The organism is Yoonia sp. SS1-5, assembly GCF_038443705.2.
Lineage (GTDB): Bacteria > Pseudomonadota > Alphaproteobacteria > Rhodobacterales > Rhodobacteraceae > Yoonia > Yoonia rhodophyticola.
This window is the reverse complement of record NZ_CP151767.2, coordinates 2801267-2824446: the sequence shown is the minus strand read 5'-3', so window position 1 is coordinate 2824446 and position 23180 is coordinate 2801267. Positions and strand designations below refer to the sequence as shown.

Here is a 23180-nt window from a genome sequence, read left to right as displayed (position 1 = left end):
GGCCGCCAACGGAAAAACCGCCAAAGAATACGGAAAATATTCAAAATGTGCCCTCGCGCGCCAGAAGGATTTCAACCCGGCGGTTCAGCGCACGGCCTTCAGCCGTTGCATTATCGCCAATGGGGTCCGCCTCACCCAGACCCTCGACGCTTAGCCGTTCGGCGGCCGACCCACAGCCGGGGGCGTCGCTGTTCAACGGCACGGCTACGCTGTCGCCATTATCGGTGACCACACTGACCGTCTCGGCGTCACAAGACGGTGCACTGAGGCCATCGCGCAGAATAGCCGCGACGCCCTCTGCCCGCGCCACCGACAGCTCTTGATTGGTGCGAAAGCGACCCCGCCCGGATAGCGGAATGCTGTCGGTAAACCCAACCACACGAACCGGGCCGCGTTCGGCGTTCAGCACATTCAGGATCGGTCCGGCAACGGCCTGAAATTCCGGTTTGACGTCGACGCTGCCAGAGTTGAACAAGAGCGCATTTCCAACCCGGATAAAGATGAAATCGCCCTTTGTGCCGACCTCAACCGCGCCTTCGGCGATCTGATCCGACAAGGCATCGGTGATGCGTTCCAGCTGGCTTTCATCCCCGGCTGGGGGCACAAACGGGTTGATGTCAAAATTCCGCACGAGCGAGATTTGGGTCACGTTTGGATGCATCTCGGTCAGTTCTGTCGCCACCGTATTGCCATCGCGGTTGATCAGCGTCGACAGGGTCGCAAAAGTCCCCACCACAAGGGCTGCAGCAATCCCGCCATAGATCCACAATGGCAAACCGCCAAATTTCCGACGCCCGGTCATCGGCACGCCCGCCCACTTGACCGAGATATCGTCATCCGGGCGCGGCTTGACCCGGCGCAGTGTTTCGTAAATTGCGGACCGGACCCGGGCCAACTCAACCGCGCCATTGGGCGCCGTCCGGTACTGCCCCTCAAAACCAAGGGACATGCAGACCAGCATCAGTTCCAGCAGATCAAACCGCTGGGCCGGGGCCTGCATGGCTTTTTCAGCCTCTTGAAAGAACCCCACCCCGGAATCCCTGCGCTGAAAGAAGCGCGCGACCATGGAATATTGTATCCAGACGCCTTTATCGGCACCGGGCAGGTTCTGTACGATATCATCCGCCGTCCCGCAAAGCGCGTATTTCGCGACCTGCGCCTCGTGCGGGTCGGCGCCTGCGCTGACGGCGTTTTGTTCAAAGCTATTCAGCTCGCGCGTGACATGTTCCATCAAGGGCTGGGCCTGCATTTCGACCATACCGGTGCGCAACCGCCCAAACAGGATCAGCAGATTGGCGGCGGCCGCCAGTAGTGGGTTGCTTGGCCCCCCTTGGCCCAACCCCTTGGCGCGCAGTGCTTCCTCAAGGGAAATCCGGGGCGTTTGCAGCGGCGCTGCCTGCTGCGGCGTCTCCTGCGGTATCTCGGGAAAGAAGCCATCAGTCGGGGCGGCGGGGCGGCCCATATTGCCACCCGGGGCAGGCACATTGCCGCCAAGCCAGGTGTTGCCGCCCGGCGCGGGCGGTGGCGTTGCAGGCCGCCCAATGGGTGGCGCGGGCTGCCCACCCGGCGGCAAGGCGCCGCCGATCACTGTCTTGTCATTGCCAGCCGGCGGCGTGGGCTTGGCACCGGGCAAGGGGCCGCCAAAAACCGTCTTGTCGTCGTCGTCGGACATCACGCTTTCTCCGGTATCGCCCAAAGCTCCAGCTTGAGTTCAGGCCAGTCGCCTGCAAAGTGCATCCCGATTGCCGGGGCCATCGAGAATTCCTGCCAAAGCGGGGTCTTCTTATCCAGCAGGAAATAGACATTGCTGGACACCACCCGGATCTGCCGTGGCGGGTTCGGCAAATGCATCAAGGAAATGCCCGGCAGGTTGTTGTTCACAATCTCGGACATGCGGGTGTTTGGCCCCACCTTACACAATTCCGGGAATTGCTGCTGTACCTGCGTCAGCGGCTTGCCGGTCTCGACCTCGACCACAAAAGTCGCGTCGCGGAAGAGGTTGCGATCCTGCACCTCGGCAAGGAATGAATTCTGACGGACCTGGTTCAGGTTGAGGCGCACCGCGCGACCCACATCGCGGCTCAGCAGGCGCTGAATATCCTGCACCACCGGGGTGAAGGTTTCTTTCAGGTCGCCGTGATCATAAGGCTTGTACGTGCGGGCCATCCGTTCGCCATTGTCGAAAGTGGCCAACTCACCGGCAAATCCCACAAGCTTTTCATATAGCCGTTCAGGGTGCACAGCCCGGCCATGGGACAGATGCCGCAACTGCCCGATTTCCCGGTTCAGGGTCATCAGCATCAGGTAATCCGTCGCCTGCATCCCGCCGCCTGATGACGGGTCAGAGGCGAACCGCGCAAGGCTGCCCAGCTTTGCCTCGATCCAGCCGATCACCCGGCTAAGGTATCCTTCGATCACCGGATGCACGGCCAGTACCAGCGCAGGCGGCGGCACCGTGTCATCCAGCGAGATCACCCCATCGCGGATCTCGTTGATCCGGGCGATACGCAGGCATTGATACCCCGGCTTGGTCGACTTGCGGATATCAAGTTCCAACCGGGGGATGGCCGTTTCAATCTGATGTTCAACCCGGGATCCAGCCGCATTATCGGCCACGGTGTCCGAGGACAGAATATAGCGGGTCGTGGCCGCGTCGGGGCCAAGGCCCACATCACGCCCATTCTGGCTAAGGTCCGGCAATGTCAGCCAGACATAAAGCCCCTTCGCATCATCGCCCACATCCACAGGTTCGGGCAGCACACCAGCATTTGGAGCATCAAACGGGGTGCCGTCCGGCATTATGCCAACAACGCTGCGCAGGCCAATGCGCCCTTGCTGGGCCATATCCCGGTCAATGGTCAGCTCTGACAGGCCCCATGGATAGGGGGTGATGACGTCAGTCCGGCTTTGCAGCAGTTTTTCGAGGTAGCGATCGCTCTGCTGCAGGTGTTGCGGTTGCAGGAACAGGCCCTCTTTCCACGCAACTTTGCTAAACCAAGACATGTCGTTCCAATCAATTCAAAAATGCAACCGAAGGTGGCCCCCGGCGGTCAGAGTGTGAAACCTTGACCCGGCTGGGTCAAGGCTGGAAGACCAGACCTGTTCAGAACTGGACCCGGAACTGTGTGGTCAGACCCCAGCTTTGCAACTGGTCCGAACCACGCAGGTCGCCGCGAATGCTTGCGCTGATCTGCTTGGCGCCAAGCGGGGCGCCCGGTTGCAGGATTTGCAAGTAGTTCAGACCCGCACTGATTTCGCCGTAACCGCCGAGATTTTCACCGACAACGCTGCGCGGGGCCTCGCCCGATGCCGCATCAGGCGAATAGACCGAGGTCGGCGCCTCCGCAAAGTCGTTATAGAATGTCACCGTGCCGAACTGGTTCAGCGCCGATGTGCCATCCTCGCCAAAACTGGTCCGCGAGATCGTGCCGCCGATAAACAGCGTCTCGGAGGTGAAATCTTCGACCTGAACAGAGCTGCCGTCAGAGAATGAAATCCGGTCGGTCGCGACCTGGGTATAGGCAAACCCGCCCGTGGGGATGAAGCTAAGGTTGTTTTCGCCAAATGGTACCGCATAGCTGATGGATCCGCTGAATGTGGACGCCTCACTGCTGAATGCGCTTTCCTCCAGCCCCAGTCCGGAAAACCCGCCCGCGCCTTCGTTATTGGCAACAAAGTTGGTCTGTTCCAGCCGGTATTGCAGATCGACCGAGAACTGGTTGCGCGCCCCGGTCAGGTACACACCGCCATAAGTCTGATCAAACTGCACCCGTGTGACACTTGTCAGCTGATCGCCAACAACAAGCCCACCTGCCCCGTCACCAACCAGCGCAAAGACCGGCTGTTCGGTGCTGCCTTCGTTGAACCCGCCGATCGCCCCGGCAGAGATATCCCACCCGTCGAAATAGCCGTTAAAGCAGGCAAGGTCGCCACCGCCCTGCAGGCCGTAATAATCGGCGGAAATTTCGCCATCAAAGCTGAACCCGTTTTCATTCTGCTCGGCCACTTCGCCGCTGGAATCCGCCTGCCCGCCAATTCCGCGCGCCCAGAGGCCGGGGCCGCATGGTTGCGGGTCGTCATAGGCCAGCCCGCTGACAAAGGGGCTGGAGGGCCGGTTGATGACCGATCCGATCAGCGACTGGGTCAACACGATAGAGCCCGCAAGCGCCCCGATCCCGGGGTTCAGTGCGTTCTGGATGAAAAAGTCGCCCTGATCCGGGTTGCCAGCCTCGGTGATCTGCGAGGGTACGTAGACAATCGGCTCGCCGAAATCGGGCAGGCCGGTAAAGGTCAGGTCATAGGTGTTTGCCGCATTAAAGCCGCTGTCCACATCAACAACGCGGATCTGGTCGCCCGGCTCACCGCCCGATTCCAGGACATTGAAGTCAATCACCCAGTTGCCCGTTGCCGCACCACCGACGACCTGAATGGTGTCTGTGCCGGAATCTGTGTCAGACAGGTTCACATCCATGGCGTATCTGCCGTTGCCGCTTAGCGCACCATTGACCACCAGCATGTCACCCACATCCGGCGTCCCGGTTGATAGATCAATTAGCCCGGTATTTGACAGATCGCCGCCAAAATTAAGCATATCGGGTCCGGCAGTTCCGTTCAGCGTGATCGTGCCTGCACTGCTATTGTTGACCGGGCCCCCAAATGATCCGCCATTCACATCAATCTGGCTGTTATTGTCCAAACGCGACAGGATACTGCCCGACAGGTCAATCAGCCCGTTATTGGTGATCGGGTTTGCAGATGTCAGCGTGCTGCCAGCCCCCACATTCAGCGTGCCGGTGGCCTGGTTCGTCAACGTCCCCGTCACGTTCAATGCGCCAACCCCCAAACCGGCCGAGCCGATGTTGAGCGTTCCGGTATTGTCCAGCACGTCGGCGGCCGTTGAGGCGCCCGCGAATGTGGCCTCGCCCGCATTTTGCAGCGCGCCACCCAGCGTGCCCCCTGTGACCGTGACGATCCCGTCATCGGCGTTGGTCACCGGCCCGTTCAAACGGCCAGAAATCTGCAGCTCGCCGCCATCGCTATTGGTCAGGCCGCCGGTGAAATCGGCGATGTCGCCGGTGGCAACAACAATCTTGCCGTCTTCGGGGCCTGCACCACCGGCTGTGTTGGCGTTTGTGGCAGCACTAGTCACGGTGCCTGCGGCATTCACAATGCCCCCGTCATTGTCCAGCGTGCCGGAAATCGTTCCGTCCAGATCCAGTGTGCCGTCGTCACCATTGGTGACCGCGCCGGTCAGCGTCGCGGGTGCCGCAATCACTGTGTCACCAACACTGTTGCGGATCGCGCCGGTTGCGCTGGCATCAACATTGATTGTGCCGCCATCATTGTCGATGCCCGGTACAAATGACCCGCCAAGAACATCAAAGGTGCCGCCCGTCTCGACCGTGGAGGCAGCGCCAATCGCGCCGTCATTGAGCGTGAATACCCCACCATCAGTGACACTCACCCCACCATCCAGCATACCGCCGGTGTTGTTCTCGGCCGTTCCGTTGTTGACGGTCAGCGCACTATCGACAGTGCCGGTGTTGACGAACGACGCGCCCGCGCCACCCTCTGTCAGGGTGCCGACGGTGACGGCGCCGGTGATTATACCTGCATTGGTGACCACGCTGTCGGCAGTGCCGCCGGAATTGTTGGCCTGCACATCCCCGGTGACGGTTACGCCCGCATCAATGTCAACAAGGCCATCATCGGCAACCAGCGCCGCGCCCGCGCCGATTGCGATATCGCCATCCACGTCGACCTGGCCGCCAGTTGCATTGATCCCGCCTTCAAAACTGCCCCCATTGGCAGTGAGCGTCCCATCCGAGACATTCGTGCCTTGGCCAACCGCGCTGCCTGCGTTGGTGGTTACTGTTCCACCTGCCACATTCAGAACGTCGTCAACGCGCCCACTGACAATTGTGGAACCCGCATTGTTTGTGACGGTGCCATCGACGGCATTCCCGGCGTTAATGGTCACGGTCCCACCGGGGACCGCAGGGGCGAGGCCACCATTGGTGATGTCACCGGCCAGGTCATCATTAACGTTCAGCGCACTGACAGCGGGGCCGACCTGCTGCACCGTAATGCCGCCTGCAAAGTCACCGCCATTGGCATTCAGCGTCCCGTCGCGCAGAACTGTCGCACCGTCGACAGTGCCGCCGGTGTTGTTGTTCACAACGCCGCCGTTGATTTCAATCGCGTTGCCACCGCCGGTGGGGCCGGGAATGGCCCCGTTGTTTTCAAAGGTACCCACATCGGCAAACAGGGTGCCGGTCAAGGTGCCATCGTTTGTGCCGGCAATGGTCGCACCCGTTGTCATGGTCACATTGCCCGTCAGGTTCCCGCCTGTGTTGATCGCGAATGCAGAGCCTTCGACGCTGACATCACCGCTGACATCACCGTTGATATCAATGCTGCCGGACGTCCCTGTGACACCGCCCGAGAATGCCCCCTCATTGGCCACAATGGCCCCGCCGGTCTGGTCAACCGCGATCTGAATGTCGGCATTTTCGCCATCAAGGGTCAGCGTCCCGCCCTGTTGATCAACAACGTCTGTACCTCCGGCTGGTCCGTCCGCGATCACGCCCGCGACGGTCAGGCTACTGCTTGCATCGGGGCCAGTCAGCACGACACCGCCCGACAGCACACCCCCATCCGCAATATCCGTGTCGCCCGCGCTGTTCTCTATACCGCCGGTCAACTGCCCGTCGGTCAGGATATTCACGGCGCCGCCCGTATTGACGACATCAGCTGTGACATCCGCATCGCCTGCAACGCCGTCACCGACATTCAACGTGCCCCCCGGAGCCACATCAATACCGCTGGCAAAGGTGCCGCCTTCGGCATTCATGATGCCGCCCGCAACGGTCACATCACCACTGACGCCATCGGTCGGGCCACTATCCGCGTTCTGGGTGAAGCTGCCGCCATCAATATCCAGCGTACCGGTGATCAGGCCGGATGATGACATATCACCACTTGTGTTTGTCACATCATCGGTCAGTTCAACGCCCGAAGCGATATCGACAGTCGCCCCCTGGTTATCAAGATCAAACGTGGTGAAGGTACTGTCGGCCGTGATATTGATATTGCCGCCCTGGGCATCAATGCCGGTGGTGAATGTACCACCGGCCGCATTCAGGGTGCCGTCATCCTCGACCGTCACCAGATCATCAATCAGCCCGTTGGCTTCGTTGGTGACGCTGCCGGCACCGCTGACATTCACCGCACCTGTCATCTGGCCAGAGTTGAGAACCTCGCCCGCGGTGACATCAAAGCCATCCGCATCAATGATTGTTCCCCGGTTGGCGGGTGTTGTGCCGGAAATGATTGTGCGTCCGCCCGACTGGGTCAGATCAGTAGTCAGGGTGACGCCTTCGCCGACCACCACATCGCCACCCCGGTTATCAAGCGCGCTACCGGTGGCGACAGTGTCAAGATCTGCATTGACGTTGAATGCGCCTGATTCAACGATGATATCACCGCCAAATGTGCCGCCATTTGCCTCAACCGTACCGCCAGCATCGCCCGCACCAATCGTCAGCGTGTCGGTGATATTGCTACCGGCATTGTGGTTGAACACAGCGGCGGCACCCGCCACATCAACCGTGCCCTGCACATCGCCCGGCGTGGTGCCGTCGGCAGAGCCGTTATTGAACACGCCATCCGTCACGGTCACGGCACCCGCAACAACACCATTGTTGTTAAAGCTGTTGGCCGCATCACCGCCCTCAACCTCAACAGGGCCAGCAATCGTGCCGGATACGTTCGTATTGCCGCCCTGATGTTCGAAAAGGGTTGTGGTCAAGGTGCGGGTCGGATCGACATTCACCGTGCCGCCATTATTCGTCACCTGACCCGCGTCAGCGGTATCTTCGTTGACCTCCAGCGTGCCGCCATTCAGCAGGATGCCGCCGGCAAAATCGCCCCCATTGGCGTTCACAATACCTGTACCGGATATGGTGGACAGGCCGTCAACCGTACCGCCGGTTTCATTGTCAAAGGATCCGGCGCTGACCTCGAGCGTTGCGTTCAGGGCACTGTTGTTTTCAAAGGTGGCGCCTGCGCCATCCACGACCGTTGCCCCGTTGATCTGGCCGTTATTGATCGTATCACCATCAGACGCTGTCACAGCTGCGACCGTGCCATCAACCGTCACAGTCCCGCCATCATTGGTAACATTGTCGTTGATCGTACCGCTGACAACCAGCCCGCCACCGCCAACGGTGATCAGGGCCACGGTTGTATCCGCACCGGTCGTGGATCCACCCAAGGTCAACACACCCGCACCACCGGCGACATTCACCGTCACGTCATCCTCGATCACCAGATCGGAGTTGACGACAGCACTCCCCGAGGCCACCTCTATCGCGAGTGTATCGACACTTCCAAATCCGGCATCACCACCAACGTAAAGGGTGCCGCCCTCAATGGTATAGCCCGGCTCACCAAAGGTGATCGCGGCGGGCGCGACAGTGCCGACAACAGTGACTGTCGCGGGCGTTCCGCCCAGCGGTGCTGCCGCATCTCCAAAGAAGACCTCATCATCACTGTCGTTTTCGAATTCTTCGTTCCGGTTGTCGTCCGGGTCGAACCAGTTTTCATTCTCCGGCGAAGCCCCTTCATTTTCCCAAACGCCGCTGAATGTGCCGGTGCCGGGGTCCGGTTGCGGGCCATTATTGCCGGGTCCGAATTCCAGATCCCATTGCAGCGTATCAGCATTGGCCAGATCTGGTGTGATCGCAACAAACACACTGGATAAGACGCACAAGATTGCAGTCGTGTTCATCAAACCCGATCTTGGGGCCCGCCGCACATAACCACTACGCAAAAATGACATATGAAATAACCTTGGCAATAAGAATGATCTCGCAACCATTTGTTGCAACTACGCCGCAAGCATTCAACCCTTTACCGCTCATGTCAGGCTGCAGGTCACCCAAAAGGCACACAGAATGTCGGCCCGGTCTGCGATGGTTCAGCCCAAGCCGAACCGGCCGCTGTTACGGCAAGGGAATACAAGGGGTTCAAGCGATCTTAGGGTGAAACGCGATCCGCAAAGCCGCCACGTCCGTCGGATGGCTGACCGCCGGAAAATTCAAACTCCAAATCGCCGACGGCCTCTTGCGAGCTTATGAAAAATGCGATGGTGTCGCCAGGCGCTGCATCTGTCTTGACGATCCCCGTCACCGTGACGTCCGGCACCAGCGACGTACCCACGACGCCGTCGGAACCTGTAAAGCTCAATTCGCCTTGGCCGGTCATCAGGATAGAGCCATCTGTTTCCGTGCCAGAGACAAGAATTTCACCATCAACCCGTTCAATCGGTTCGTCACTTTCACTTGTAATATTCATATTTTGCAGCGCACCATTCGCCGCATCACCGACAAAATCGACAGTGACATTCAGGTCACCCGCAATGTTGCCGCGAATTTCGGCGTCAGTCAGCCGGGCCACGAACTGACCTTCATAGGTGACAGCGCCAATGGGAAGGTCGCCCACCACCGTCGTCGGAAGCGCATGTATATCCGGAATTTCAGCCCTGATCGCCTGAACTTCGGGCAAGGTGATTGTCGCTGGCCGGTCCGGACCACCAGATCCCGATCCACAAGCGGCCAATCCGATCAGGCATACTGTCACGGGGGCGAATTGCTGCATCAGGTTGCTCCTTGGCGCATCAGAGTTCTGGACGGTCGAGACACGTTATGATTGCAACACGACGCGCCGGATGGAAAGGGCTATCGCAACGAAATCTGTTGAACGTCAGATATGTTTGACGTTGACGACACAACACTGACCCAAATTCGAAAAATAGGAGAGCTGACGTTCGCGCGAAACGCGGCGAAAGTGTCAAATGAGCCCGACTTTCCAAAATTCGGCAGCGCAGCTAATGTCAGGTCTCGGGAATTGGAGACACCATGAGTATCTTGGCTAGGTTTTGGAATTTGGTACGTGTCACGTTCTTGGAAGGCATGTTGCATCGGACTGAAGATGGTCAAAGGTTGGGCTTCTCTTCGAGAAGAGGCTGGGGTGCCAACCTGATGTTTGCGGGAATAACCGGTTGCGTGATTGGGTTGGCTTGGATCGCTCAAAGAGCACATTTCGAGTTAGACGCACTCACTGCGACTTCCGAAGTTTTGGAGGTGCAGGAGGGCGAAACGTCAGACGGTGATGCGGTTTATCAACTGACGCTTAGATGGACACACGAAGATGGGACTGTCCACGTTACGAGCCCTCGCGTCAAGGCGATCTCTTACAATTTGCCGGTCGGAACCGAGCTGGATATTAAGTACGATCCCGATAATCCAAGGGACGTTCGTGTTGAAACTCAGGAGGGTCCTTGGTTTTTACCTCGCCTGATCTTGATAGGAAGCTTGATCAGTTTTGTAATGGGACGATTGTTAAGGGGTAATCCCGAGGCTTAACTACCGGTGTTTTCTGCGGATGCAGACCTTCGCAGATGCGAAGTCAACGTCAGCTCCGTCCGCCTTGCTTCCGTTGGCCTAAATCAAGGTGAAGGTCTGATCTGGGTCAGCGATGTTTGAAGTTAGGGCCAATACTGCGTGACGCGGCCCATTGCCAGGGATCAGCAAATCCGAGGCATCGGGTTAAAGGTCCGCGACTCTCGACAAATCAGGCTCTTTTTGCCCCGATCTGTCCAACATCAAGTACCTCAAGCACCTTGGCCTCAATATGTTCGGCGTTCAGCCCGGCGACCGTGTACATCCTTTTCGGATCCGCCTGATCAATAAACGTATCCGGCAGGACCATTGACCGGAACTTGAGGCCGCGGTCAAAGACACCTTCATCCGCAAGCAATTGCGCCACATGCGAGCCAAAGCCGCCAACGGCGCCCTCCTCGACGCAGATCAACGCATCATGTGTGCCAGCCAGACCAAGAATAAGGTCCCGATCCAGCGGCTTGGCAAACCGGGCATCAGCCACGGTCGGGCTGATCCCTTTTGCCTCGAGCGCCTCTGTCGCACGCATGACTTCCTGCAGGCGGGTGCCAAAAGACACAATCGCAACCTTGGAACCCTCGCGGATCATCCGCCCCTTGCCGATTTCCAAGGGTACTGCATCCTCGGGGATCTCAACACCGACGCCTTCACCGCGCGGAAAACGAAACGCGATGGGCCCGTCATCATGTGCAGCGGCTGTCGCCACCATGCGCACCAGCTCTGCCTCATCGGCGGCGGCCATCACGACGAAGCCGGGCAGGTTGGCCAAATACCCGATGTCGAATGACCCCGCATGGGTCGCGCCATCCGCACCAACAAGACCGGCCCGATCAATTGCAAACCGCACCGGAAGTCGCTGGATCGCCACATCATGCACGACCTGATCATAGCCCCGTTGCAGAAAGGTTGAATACAGCGCACAGAACGGCCGCATACCGCCCGCGGCCAGCCCGGCGGCAAACGTCACTGCATGTTGTTCGGCGATGCCCACATCAAAGCAGCGGCTGGCATAGCGTTCCATGAATTTCGACAGGCCTGTGCCGTCGGGCATTGCCGCAGTGACCGCGCAGATCTTGGGGTCCTTTGCAGCCTGGTCCAACAGGCTGTTTGCAAAAACCGACGTATAAGAGGGCGCATTGCTGGGTGATTTCTTTTGCTCGCCAGTGACAACGTCAAACTTTGCCGTGGCATGCCCCTTGTCGCTGGCCGCTTCGGCCGGGGCAAAACCTTTGCCTTTTTTGGTGATCGCATGGATCAGGATTGGCCCATCAGCGCGCGCCTTGACGGTGCGCAGGACCGACAGCAATTGGTCCATGTCATGGCCATCAATTGGACCTAGATAAGAGAAGCCCAACTCCTCGAACAAGGTGCCGCCGACAGTCATATGTTTCAGCATGTCCTTGGCCCGCTTGGCCCCTTCGCGGAACGGTTCGGGCAGCAAGGACACCGCGCCCTTGGCTGCGGCTTTGAACTCCTGAAATGGTTCTTCGGCGTAGAGGCGTGACAAATAGGATGACATCGCGCCGGTCGGGGGGGCAATCGACATCTCATTGTCATTCAGGATTACAATCAGCCGCTTTTTCAGATGGCCCGCATTGTTCATCGCCTCGTAGGCCATCCCGGCCGACAGGGCGCCGTCACCAATCACGGCAATCGCATCGCCGCCTTCGCCGCCCAGATCGCGGGCGACCGCAAATCCCAGACCGGCAGAGATCGACGTGCTGGAATGGGCGGCACCAAATGGATCATAGGGGCTTTCCGACCGTTTGGTGAACCCGCTAAGCCCGCCTTCCATCCGCAAGGTGCGGATGCGTTCGCGCCGGCCGGTCAGGATCTTATGCGGGTAACACTGATGCGAGACGTCCCAGATGATCTTGTCCTTGGGCGCATCAAAAACCGCATGCAGCGCGACGGTCAGTTCAACAACACCCAGACCAGCACCAAGATGGCCGCCCGTCACCGACACGGCAGAGATCGTTTCGGCCCGCAATTCATCTGCAAGCTGTCGCAATTCCGCGTCGGACATGGATTTCATGTCATCCGGCGTGGTCACGCGGTCCAAAACGGGGGTGTGGGGTTGGTCTGACATATCGACCCTTCCTAATGCGTCCGCGCAATCACAAAGCACGCGGCCTCCTTTAACGTCTCGGCGTTTTCACCGTAAGGGGATAGCGCATCGCAGGCCTCTTGTATCAGGCCAGTCGCGCGGCTTTTTGCCCCATCAAGGCCCAATAGCGATACAAATGTGGCCTTGCCGGCGGCTGCGTCTTTCCCCACCGCCTTGCCGACTGTTGCGGCATCGCCTGTGACATCAAGGACATCATCGGCGATCTGAAAGGCCAGACCAAGGCAACGGCCATAGATGGACAGCGGCTCACGCTCTGCCTCGGCCATGCGCGGTCCGACAAGGGCAGACCAGGACATCAGCGCGCCGGTCTTGCCGGCCTGCAACGCGATGATCTCATCCAGATTCAGCGGTTGGGCGGCTGATTCAGCGGCGATATCGGCAGCCTGACCTCCGACCATCCCGCGAACGCCCGCGGCATGCGCCAAAGTCAACGCAAGGTTCAGGCGCGCGCGTGGGGCGCATTCGGCCTGCAGCACAAGCTCGAAGGCAAGCGCCTGCAGCGCATCACCGGCCAAGACCGCCGTGGCCTCATCCCATTTGCGGTGGATGGTGGGTTGGCCGCGCCGCAGATCATCGTCATCCATGCAAGGCAGATCATCATGGACCAGCGAATAGGCGTGCAGGCATTCAATTGCTGCTGCGGCACCGGCCGCTGCGGCCGGGTTGATGTCATGCAGACGCGCTGTTTCCAGTGCCAGAAAGGCGCGCAGCGACTTGCCCCCCGTCACCGCATATTTCATCGCATCCGGCACTGGTCCCGACAGCCCCGTAACGGCAAAGCCGATACGGGCCTCGGCCACCTTTGCCGCCAGCGACAAGGCGTCTTTCAATGGCCGCCGGTCAAGCGCGGCGATGCGCGGCAGCCGGTCAGTCATCCAGCGGGGCCGTGCCCTTGGGTTCGCCACCATCGCCCAACGTGATCTTGGCCACCTTCTCCTCGGCCTCTTTCAGCTTGGCCTCACACCGGGCCTTCAGGGCGGCACCGCGTTCATAAAGGGCAATGCTTTCATCCAGTGCGACATCGCCGCGTTCCAACTGACCAACAACCGTTTCCAGCTCCTTGATCGCGTCTTCAAAGCTCATCTCGTCTACGTTGCTCATCAGCCCCGCTCCTTCAATACCTTCACATGGGCGGCGGCAGATGCGCCCAGCGCTTCTAGGTCATAGCCACCTTCAAGGCTTGATACCAGCCGACCCGCGCAATGTTTGTCTGCCAGATCGCACAGGCGTTCGGTGACCCAGCCAAAATCTTCTGTCGTCAGTTCCATGCCCGCCAGTGGATCAGCTGCATGTGCATCAAACCCTGCTGATATGATCAGAAGTTGCGGAGAAAACGCATCGACACGCGGCAAAACCACCCGGTCCATCGCCTCGCGAAACCCTTTTGACCCCGTGCCGCCCGGAAGTGGTACGTTCAGCACATTATCCACCCCAACCTCATGCGCGGCACCGGTGCCAGGATAGAGCGGTGACTGATGGGTCGAGCAGAACAGGATACGCGGATCATCCTCGATCAGATCCTGCGTGCCGTTGCCGTGATGGACGTCAAAATCCACGATGGCCACGCGATCCAGCCCGTGATGGTCCAGCGCGTGTTTCGCGCCGATCACCACGTTGCCGAAAAAGCAAAATCCCATCGCGGTTTCGCGTTCGGCATGATGGCCCGGCGGACGCACAGCGGCAAAGGCATTTGCCGCCTCACCGCCGATCACCATATCCACGGCACGCACAACCCCACCCGCAGCACGATAGGCTGCCGTCAGCGTCCCCGCCGACATATGTGTATCGGCATCCAAAGATCGCCAGCCCTCGGTCGGGGCAGCGGCGCGCACCGCATCAATATGGGTCTTGGGATGGGCGCGCAGCAGATCATCCTCTGCCGCGAGCGGCGCCTTGACCCGCAGCAGATCCATATCTGCCAGCGCGCCCAAGACAGCATCCAGACGGGCCACCTGTTCAGGGTGCCCGGGCGGGGTGACGTGATCCAAGCAATCGTCATGTGAAATCAAAGCTGTTGTCATGGGCTCAAAGAACCCGCTTTGCTGCGCGAGTACAACTGCCTTGTTCGGAAATCTTAGGGCAACTATGGGTCGCATGTAAGTGACCCGTGCTGTCCGCGGTATGTTACCCGTCCGACGGCAGCATCAAACCTCTTCCTCCGTGCAGGATGAAAAGAACATGACGACTGGGGGTTCGTCGTTCTATTGGACCAGCTATCGCCTGTTGGGGCGGAGGTCAGGTATCGCCCACACTTACCAAAATCAATTGGCTGTCAACGCAACCCCTACCTCTTGCATGCCGGCTTTGGCCGCGGCCAGCGACCCGTCAAAGTCGATGGCCCGGCAGAGCCCGGTGTTTACGTTGACCTTGAACCCCAACTTGGCGGCGTCGACCGCCGAGTAGTTCACGCAGAAATCCGTGGCCAGCCCGACCAGCGTCAATGTGTCGATGTCCCGCGTGCGCAGGTAGCCGTCCAGTCCAGTGGGTGTTGTCTTGTCGTTTTCGAAAAAGGCCGAATAGCTGTCGATTGCCGGGTTGTATCCCTTGCGGATGATCAGATCTGCCCGGTCAGTTGTCAGATCCGGGTGGAATTGTGCCCCTGTCGACCCCTGAATGCAGTGATCGGGCCACAGGACCTGCGGGCCATAGGGCATTTCCGTAACGCTCATCGGTTCCGCGTTGTGGCTGGACGCGAACGAGGAATGCCCCGCCGGATGCCAGTCTTGCGTCAGGATCACCGCGTCAAAATCATTCATGGCCGCGTTGATACCGCTGACGATCTCATCGCCCCCGGCAACGGCCAGCGCCCCACCAGGGCAGAAATCGTTCTGGACGTCGATCACAAGCAGGGCGTGGGTCATGGTATGGTCTCCGGTTTTGGTGGCAGTTTAGCGATGAAGGTCGCGACCTGCGAGCGGGTTTGCAGGTGATGGACCTGCAAATGGGGAAAATCGTCAATCAGCCGCTGCATGCGCGTGCGTTTGCTGTGCCGGGTGGTCCAGATCCACCACCAGAATTCCAGTGTCTGATGACCAAAGGTTTCCGGGCACCCGTCTGCCATATCGGGCCGCACCTTTCCCAGATCGCGAAGGGTGCGCCAAAAAACCCGCCAGAACCGCAGCGAAACCGGCAGATCAAGCCAGATAAAGACATCCGCCCGCGCGGCCCGCGCATCATAGGTTTGCGAATGGCCGCCCTCGAAAACCCAGCTTTCCCTTGCGATGATGTCCAAGACAAGCGGGGTTTTCGCGGCTTTGTCCCGTTCAACCCAGCCGGGCGTCCAGTGAATATGATCCATGTGGTGAATGGGCAGGCCCAACCGCTCGCCAATGAGACGGGCAAGTGTGCTTTTGCCGGATCCCGGCCCGCCGCAGATCATAACGCGTTGCATGGGCGCAGACTTAGTCCGGCTTGGCGGCCGATGAAAGCCAATCATCTCCGGCGGTCGCACCCCCCATGGTACTTGACGCCTGATCTGCAATCGCGTAGCCCGCGCGCCTTTCCATCATGGATCATTCGGAGGCGAAAATGGCGACATTGGGCATTGATTTTGGTACCTCCAACACGGCGGCGGGGGTGATGGTCGGGGGTCGCCCTCACCTGATCGAGGTGGAGCCGGGCCGAACCACCCTGCCGACATCGGTATTCTTTGACTACGATCGCAAGATCACGACCTATGGATCCGTTGCCAATGCTGCATTGATCGACGGGCGCGAGGGGCGGTTCATGCGGGCACTGAAATCCGTGCTTGGCACGCCGCTGATGCGCGAAAAGCGCCAGATCGCCTATGAACGTCTGACCCTGATCGAGGTCGTCGCCCGCTTTTTGTCCATGATCCGCGACCGGGCCGAGGCCGCAACTGGCGAAACCTATCAAACCGCCTTGTCGGGCCGCCCTGTCCGCTTTCATTCCAGTGATACGGCCCGGAATACGCAGGCTGAACTGGACCTGCGCGAGGCATATATGGTGGCGGGGTTCGATGACGTTTCGTTCATGTACGAGCCAGAGGCCGCCGCGCTTGCAAGCGGGCAGCTGGATAAGAATGCGCTGGGCCTGATTGTCGATATTGGCGGCGGTACGTCTGATTTTTCGGTCTTTGAGCGCGATGGTGATGCCACCCGGATTATCGCAAGCCACGGCGTGCGCGTCGGCGGCACCGATTTTGACAGGGCGATCAGTATCGCCGAAGTCATGCCGCTGCTGGGGCGCGGCGGCGAAATACGCAATGCCATCGGGTCGGGCACCCATCTCGCACCCAATGCTATCTTCAATGATCTCGCGACCTGGCAAAAAATCCCGTTTGTCTATACGGCCGAAAACCTGCGCATGGCGGCGGATTTCGCAAAGCTGGGCATGGATCAAGCCCTGTTCAAACGGCTGCATACGGTGCTGGAGATGGAATTGGGCCACGATATCGCCTTTGCGGTCGAGGCGGGGAAAATCCAGATCAACAAGCCGGGTATCGCGGATGCGGGTATCGACCTGCGCGTGATTGAGCAGGGGCTTTGGGCGCGGTTTACCCAGGCAGGTATGGAGCAGCTTTTGGCGGTACATGCGGGCCAAATCAGGGATTGCGCGGCCGAAACGCTACGCCTTGCGGATGTTCCTGCAGATCGGATCGCCAAAATCGTGTTTGTTGGCGGCTCAAGCCTGCTGCATGTGGTTGAGAATACGATGGTGTCCATGTTCCCCGATGCCACCCTTGAACGCGCCGAGGCCTTTACCGCCGTGGCCGATGGGCTTGCCATCGCCGCATCACACTGCTTGCCCAATTGACGCCGCAGGCGTATTTGACCGCCCATGTATATTGTTGCCGCACTCTATCATTTTACCCGTTTTGCCGACCCGGCTGCCCTGCAACCGCCGTTGCAAGAGCTGTGCAAGCGTCACGGCATCAGCGGCACATTGTTATTGGCGGGCGAAGGGATCAACGGAACAATCGCCGGAAGCCGGGGGGGCATTGACGCCGTTCTTGGCCATATCCGGGCCTTGCCGGGTTGCGCAGATCTGGAATGGAAGGAAAGCACGGCAACAACCCCGCCATTTCACCGGATGAAAGTCCGGTTGAAACGCGAAATCGTCACCATGGGGCAGCCGGATGTGGACCCTGTGGCCCGGGTTGGCCAATATGTTGATCCCGCCGACTGGAATGCGTTGATTTCCGCCCCTGATGTGGCCGTGATTGATACCCGCAATGATTATGAGGTCGCGATCGGCACCTTTGACGGCGCGGTTGATCCGCAAACCAAAAGCTTTGGTGAGTTCCCCGCATGGTGGGAGGAAAACAAGCACCGGTTCCACAATAAGAAGATCGCGATGTTCTGCACCGGCGGCATCCGGTGCGAGAAATCCACGAACTATCTGATGGGTCAAGGTGTGGAGGATGTGTATCACCTCAAGGGCGGCATCCTGAAATATCTCGAAGAGGTCCCGCAAGACCAAAGCAAATGGGATGGCGAGTGCTTTGTCTTTGATGCCCGCGTCAGCGTCGGCCATGGGTTGCAGGAAGGCCCGCATATTCTGTGTCACGCCTGTCGCCGCCCGCTGCGGCCCGAAGATTGTGACCATCCGTCCTACGAGGCGGGTGTTGCCTGCCATCAATGCGTTAATGAAACCACCGATGCGGACAAAGACCGCTTTCGCGAAAGACAAAAACAGATCGCGCTGGCGAAAAAACGCGGCACGCACCATATCGGTGGCGCCTAGGGTCAGGACCCACCGATCAGCTTTGCCTGCCGGGACAACATATCCCAAGCAGCCTCGAGTAAAGCGGCAGGAATGTGCAGCCGAAACCCGTCATTGTGGCCCAAGGCGTACACGATCAGATCATAGCCGTGCCAAAGCCTGACGGCCGAGGCTGACGGCGTCTTTGGCGATAGTTCTGTCCCGGTTTGCAGGATGGGCAAGGCATCTGGTCCCGTCAGATCAACCACGCCATACCCCTGCGACATTTGGGATATTGCCAGCCCTGCCTCATCGTTCCAGCCAAATCTGCCGCATGCAAACCCAATGGCCAAAACCCGGTCTCGCCGCAGGGAGACCGCATAACGTTCCCCGGTTGCGCAATCCGGCCAGCCAATGGCAGACGTCAGTTGCACATGCGACAATGCAGCGGCGCGGGGCCCACTTATCAGGGTCTGTTCCAGTCCGGTCACATGAGACATGGTCACCCCGGCAAAGCTGGCCGGTGCCTTCTGCCCCACTGTCGTTGCCGCCCATCTGTCTGTGTCGTTACGCATGCAGCCGGGTTCCTTCCGGATCAAAGACACAAGGGTTGATTACCTTGGCCTGCCGTTCGCGCCCCAGATGATACAGGGTCAAGTCATCCCCAATCCGTCCAAAGCCGCCGCGTAGCAGCGCAAGCGCGATGGGATGGCCCAAGGTCGGACTGTCATAGCTGGACGTGACAAAACCAATTGACCGCTGACCTGTGCCGGTCGGTTCCACAATATGCGCCCCGACGGGAAGTCGCTGATCTGATCCGATCACATCCAGCCCGACAAGGTGCTGCCTGTCCGATGACAGGGCCGCGTCCATCATCAGCCCCCGATCCCCGACATAGGGCCGGGTCTTTCGGTCCCTTGGGGCCACAAAACCCAGGTCAGGCGGGATCGTGTCGCCATCGGTGTCCTTGCCGATAATGATATAGCCCTTTTCCGCCCGCAGGACCGAGGATGCCTCTAACCCCACAGGCCCCGCCCCGTACGGTTCGCCTGCATGGATCAGCCTGTCCCACAAGGCTGGGGCGAGCTGACGCGGAACCGAGATTTCAAAGCTGAGATCGCCAGTGAAACTGACCCGCGCAATCCGCGCCGGTTGGCCGTCAAATTCGGCGATCTGCAATGTCATGTGCGGAAAATCGGCCCTGTCCAACGAGATCCCAAGATCAAGGCCTGCCAGAACATCCCGGGCCTTGGGCCCGGCAACAGTGACAGTCCCCCATTGCTGGGTCACGTCATGTACAAAGATCTGATCGGGATCATTGCCGTCCTGCCGCCATGCCTCTAACAGGGACGTCACACCATCTGCGTGACTGGACGAACTGGATACCAGAAAATGATTTTCGCCCAGCCGCCCAACTACACCATCATCATAGATCGCCCCTCGCTCTGTCAGCAGAAACCCGTATCGCAACTGACCAATGCGCAGTGTCTTCAACGTATTGTAGTAGACAAAGTTCAGGAAGTCCGCAGCGTCGGGGCCCATGACCTCGATCTTGCCAAGGGTTGATGCATCCATGATTGCGGCAAACTGGCGGGCCCGCAAACATTCGGCTTTGACGGCACTGTCCATATCCGGGCCGTACCAGGCGGGTCTTAACCATCCGCCATATTCCGCCATGGCCGCCCCAGCCGCCCGACACGCTGGTTCCAGCGGGGACCGCTTAAGCGGCGCGTGCTGCTGATCATGTTTTGCACCACGGTAGAGTTGCAATGGGACCGGCGCGTAAGGTGGTCGAAACCGTGTTGTTCCCACCTGATCAACAGGACGGTCAAGCGCTGCGGCCAGGGCCGTCAACCCATTGATATTGGATGTTTTTCCCTGGTCGGTAGCCATCCCCAATGTTGTGTATCTTTTCAGATGCTCGACAGAGGCATAGTTTTCCCGAGCCGCCAGCGTCACATCCTTGGTGGTCACGTCATTCTGAAAGTCGATCCATTGGCGACCCGACCGCGGCTTGCCGGCGGTTACGGCCGCGACATCTGCAAGCGGGGCAAGCGGTTGGGATCGGGCCGCGCGCACCCCGTCTTCGATGCAGGCGGCCAGCTTGTCTTGCCCACGCGCCGCGCCGATGACCTGTATCATCTTTGGACCTTCGGTGGGCAGGAAACACGCCCGGCCGGGGTCCCACCCCAAATGTCCACCGGCCTGCGACCACAGGTGGATCAGTGGCGTTTGTCCGGCGGTGCAAACCGCGGCATCCGCCGTGTGCCGGGATGTACCGGCTGAAACAGCGCGAAGATGCCGGCGTCCGATTGCGCCGATATCCGTTGTGGCCGGGTCAATCTGGCGCACCTCTGCCCCGGCTTTGGTGAACCGGGCCGCATGGCGCCCGGTTTGGTGCGGCGCCCCGATGCATGTGATCCGTTCGCCAACCAAAACACCGTAGCGATTAAGATAGGAGGCGGCGGCCCCGATTGACATCACACCGGGTCGGTCATTGTTTTCAAAGACAACAGGCCGGTCAATCGACCCCGACGCCAGGATCATCCGCCTGACCCGCATCTTGATCATTGTGGGCTGCCCCGCGAACTCGGCGGCCTGATGTAGGCTGATCAGCCCATGATCATAGACGCCAAATGCGCTGGTCCGCGTCATGATACGACCGCCAGCGGCTTTGATCGCGTCCGCTTGTGCTGTGATCCACGCCGTTGCGGGCTGCCCGTCAATGGCGACCGGATCATCGTGCAGACTGCCGCCAGGTTCCCGGTGATCATCGACCAGCACAACGTTCTGCCCCGCCTCTGCTGCGGTACGCGCCGCGGCAAGCCCGGCGGGGCCTGCACCCACAACCAACAGATCGCATTGATCATGGATCTGAAGACTGGACTGATCCTGCCCGGCGCTGGGCAAAACCTGCCCAAGCCCTGCCATTTTGCGGATCGCCGGCTCGAACAGATGCCAGTTCGGCCACATGAAGGTCTTGTAATAAAAGCCTGCCGGCAAAACCGGGTGTAGCAGGTCAAGCGCGCCTTTCAGATCAAAGCGGGCGGATGGAAAGGCGTTGACCGATTTCAGGATCATACCGTCTTCAAGCGGTGTGGTCGCACCATGGACATTTGGCTTGGTGACGCGCCCCATGCGGACATCAAAAATCGCATTCGGGTCATCGGTCCATGCCCCCCAAACGCCCCGGGGCCGATGATATTTGAAGCTGCGCCCGACAATCCCGACCCCTGCCCCCAATAGCGCAGATGCCAGTGTGTCACCGGCATAGCCGCGCAATGGTTGCCCATCAAAGCGGAAGCCCAAAGGCGTGCTGCGGTCGATCAAACCGCCTGTGCCCAGCCGCCGGGCTGTCACGCGTCGGACTTTCGCAAGGGGGCGGTATCCAGCACATCCATGCTGGCAGTGTCACGGCGCATCGTGAAATATTCCTGACACGGGATATGGACCCATATTTCACGGCCTGGCCCCATCGGGTTCGCCTGCGCAAAGAGATAGGCCGCCCAGTCCTGCGCTGATACGTCCCTGGCCGTATCCGGACGGGTTTTCCCCGCCTCGGCAATGTAGCGGAATTCACGCTCGTCACGTAGACCACAAAAGGGACAGGGAAAAACTTGCACTGGGGTTGCTCCTAATGTGCGATGCCGGATGCGGCACCTTCGTCAATCAGCTGGCCGGTCTGAAACCGGGCCAGATCAAACGGCCTGCTGATGTCATGATGGTCGCCGGTGGCCAGAAGATGGGCGAAGAGATAGCCGCCGGCGGGTATCGCCTTGAACCCGCCAGTGCCCCAGCCGCAATTGAGGTAGATGCCCGGAACACCGGAAGGGCCGATAATGGGCGAGCTGTCGGGCGTTACATCGACGATGCCCCCCCAATGGCGCAGCAGTTTCACATTGGCCAGCATGGGCGCCATTTCGATCAACCCGCCAAGCACCTCCTCATGCATGGGTGTATTCCCGCGCTGACCGTAGGATGGCACCCGGTCCAGGCCGCCACCAATCACTAACCCGCCCTTGTCAGATTGCGAAAAGTAGACGCCCAGCGCGGGGGATAATGCAACAGTATCCATGACAGGTTTCAGCGGTTCCGACACGAAAGCCTGCAGGGCGTAGGAATGGATTGGCAATGTGTACCCGGCCATCTGCGCCAGAACCGAGGAATGGCCCGCAACCGCGGCCCCGACCCGGTCAGCCCTGATCAGCCCTTGCGTTGTTTCAACACCTTTGCAGACCCCGCCTTCGATTAGAAAACCGGTGACCGCACAGTTCTGAATGATGTCGACACCGTGGTGATCGGCAGCTCTGGCATATCCCCAGGCAACCGCATCATGGCGGCCTGTTCCGCCCCGCCCCTGCCAGGTGGCCCCGTGGATCGGAAAGCGAGCCTTGTCCGAGAAATTGAATAGCGGCGCAATCTTGCGGACCTGCCTTGGCGTCAGAAGTTCGGCGTCAACACCACCCAGCTGCATCGCATTGACCTGTCGGGCCGCCATTTCCATCTCAGGCTCTGAATGGGCCAGGACCATCATGCCGCGCTGTGAAAACATGACGTTGTAGTTCAACGCGCGCGACAGACCCTCATACAGACGGACCGAAAGATCATATAGGGCCGTGCTTTCGGGGTAGAAATAATTTGAGCGAATGGCTGTTGTATTCCGGCCGGTATTCCCACCACCAAGCCACCCCTTTTCAAGGACAGCCACCCGGGACAGCCCGTGGTTTTTGGCCAGATAATAGGCGGTCGCCAAACCATGTCCGCCGCCGCCAATGATGATGACATCATACGCGTCTTTCGGGGTTGGACTGCGCCATGCCCTGGACCAGCCGCGATGGCCGCGCAGTGCTTCGCGCAGGATGGTCATGCCAGAGTAGGACATTTGATGATCCAGGGTCAGGGTATGCTGAAAATCACGCTAGTGC

Annotated in this window: 17 protein-coding genes; 3 read left to right on the top strand and 14 right to left on the bottom strand. The window is 59.6% G+C overall.

Annotated elements, in window-relative coordinates:
* Positions 1-40 precede the first annotated feature (40 nt).
* From icmH to AABB31_RS15370, 4 genes are all read right to left on the bottom strand, one after another.
* Positions 41-1672 (bottom strand): type IVB secretion system protein IcmH/DotU, encoded by a 1632-nt coding sequence (gene icmH / locus AABB31_RS15385; protein ID WP_342077307.1) that lies wholly within the window; start codon positions 1670-1672, stop codon positions 41-43.
* Positions 1672-3003 (bottom strand): type VI secretion system baseplate subunit TssK, encoded by a 1332-nt coding sequence (gene tssK, locus AABB31_RS15380; RefSeq protein ID WP_342077308.1) that lies wholly within the window; start codon positions 3001-3003, stop codon positions 1672-1674. Before tssK ends, icmH begins: the two co-directional genes overlap by 1 nt.
* Positions 3004-3103: 100 nt before the next feature.
* Complete coding sequence (locus tag AABB31_RS15375) at positions 3104-8791, bottom strand: hypothetical protein (RefSeq protein WP_342077309.1); 5688 nt, start codon at positions 8789-8791, stop codon at positions 3104-3106.
* A gap of 248 nt (positions 8792-9039) precedes the next feature.
* Positions 9040-9660, bottom strand: a complete 621-nt coding sequence (locus tag AABB31_RS15370) for a hypothetical protein (RefSeq protein ID WP_373634940.1) — start codon at positions 9658-9660, stop codon at positions 9040-9042.
* Positions 9661-9920: 260 nt separating this feature from the next.
* Between AABB31_RS15370 and AABB31_RS15365 the strand changes: the two genes are divergently transcribed.
* Positions 9921-10427, top strand: a complete 507-nt coding sequence (locus tag AABB31_RS15365; protein ID WP_342075654.1) for a DUF3592 domain-containing protein — start codon at positions 9921-9923, stop codon at positions 10425-10427.
* Positions 10428-10635: 208 nt separating this feature from the next.
* Here AABB31_RS15365 and dxs read toward each other — a convergent pair whose 3' ends face one another.
* From dxs to AABB31_RS15335, 6 genes are all read right to left on the bottom strand, one after another.
* Positions 10636-12552, bottom strand: coding sequence for a 1-deoxy-D-xylulose-5-phosphate synthase (dxs, locus tag AABB31_RS15360; protein WP_373634939.1), 1917 nt, complete (start codon positions 12550-12552; stop codon positions 10636-10638).
* 11 nt (positions 12553-12563) lie between these two features.
* Complete coding sequence (locus AABB31_RS15355) at positions 12564-13466, bottom strand: polyprenyl synthetase family protein (protein WP_373634938.1); 903 nt, start codon at positions 13464-13466, stop codon at positions 12564-12566.
* Positions 13459-13692 carry an exodeoxyribonuclease VII small subunit gene (locus AABB31_RS15350; RefSeq protein WP_342077311.1) on the bottom strand — a complete coding sequence of 78 codons (234 nt, stop codon included), beginning with the start codon at positions 13690-13692 and terminating at the stop codon, positions 13459-13461. Before AABB31_RS15350 ends, AABB31_RS15355 begins: the two co-directional genes overlap by 8 nt.
* The gene (locus AABB31_RS15345) at positions 13692-14612 is read right to left on the bottom strand and encodes a histone deacetylase family protein (RefSeq protein ID WP_342077312.1); all 921 of its coding nucleotides are present in this window, start codon (positions 14610-14612) and stop codon (positions 13692-13694) included. The genes AABB31_RS15350 and AABB31_RS15345 overlap by 1 nt, the downstream gene beginning before the upstream one ends.
* A 240-nt stretch (positions 14613-14852) precedes the next feature.
* The gene (pncA, locus tag AABB31_RS15340) at positions 14853-15452 is read right to left on the bottom strand and encodes a bifunctional nicotinamidase/pyrazinamidase (protein WP_342077313.1); all 600 of its coding nucleotides are present in this window, start codon (positions 15450-15452) and stop codon (positions 14853-14855) included.
* Positions 15449-15982 carry an AAA family ATPase gene (locus AABB31_RS15335; RefSeq protein ID WP_342077314.1) on the bottom strand — a complete coding sequence of 178 codons (534 nt, stop codon included), beginning with the start codon at positions 15980-15982 and terminating at the stop codon, positions 15449-15451. The genes pncA and AABB31_RS15335 overlap by 4 nt, the downstream gene beginning before the upstream one ends.
* 137 nt (positions 15983-16119) lie before the next feature.
* On the opposite strand from AABB31_RS15335, the gene AABB31_RS15330 reads away from it, so the two are divergent.
* Both AABB31_RS15330 and AABB31_RS15325 read left to right on the top strand, forming a co-directional pair.
* The gene (locus AABB31_RS15330) at positions 16120-17367 is read left to right on the top strand and encodes an Hsp70 family protein (RefSeq protein ID WP_342077315.1); all 1248 of its coding nucleotides are present in this window, start codon (positions 16120-16122) and stop codon (positions 17365-17367) included.
* Positions 17368-17391: 24 nt separating this feature from the next.
* Entirely contained in the window at positions 17392-18297 is a 906-nt protein-coding gene (locus AABB31_RS15325; protein WP_373634936.1) for a rhodanese-related sulfurtransferase, read from the top strand.
* Between the two features lie 2 nt (positions 18298-18299).
* Here the strand turns inward: AABB31_RS15325 and AABB31_RS15320 are convergent, their stop codons facing one another.
* The 4 genes from AABB31_RS15320 to AABB31_RS15305 are packed head-to-tail and all read right to left on the bottom strand — an operon-like array spanning position 18300 to position 23137.
* Positions 18300-18830 carry a hypothetical protein gene (locus tag AABB31_RS15320; protein WP_342077316.1) on the bottom strand — a complete coding sequence of 177 codons (531 nt, stop codon included), beginning with the start codon at positions 18828-18830 and terminating at the stop codon, positions 18300-18302.
* Positions 18823-21615, bottom strand: coding sequence for a 2Fe-2S iron-sulfur cluster-binding protein (locus AABB31_RS15315; protein ID WP_342077317.1), 2793 nt, complete (start codon positions 21613-21615; stop codon positions 18823-18825). Before AABB31_RS15315 ends, AABB31_RS15320 begins: the two co-directional genes overlap by 8 nt.
* Entirely contained in the window at positions 21612-21878 is a 267-nt protein-coding gene (locus AABB31_RS15310; RefSeq protein ID WP_342077318.1) for a sarcosine oxidase subunit delta, read from the bottom strand. Before AABB31_RS15310 ends, AABB31_RS15315 begins: the two co-directional genes overlap by 4 nt.
* 11 nt (positions 21879-21889) lie before the next feature.
* Positions 21890-23137 (bottom strand): sarcosine oxidase subunit beta family protein, encoded by a 1248-nt coding sequence (locus tag AABB31_RS15305; protein WP_373634935.1) that lies wholly within the window; start codon positions 23135-23137, stop codon positions 21890-21892.
* Positions 23138-23180 lie beyond the last annotated feature (43 nt).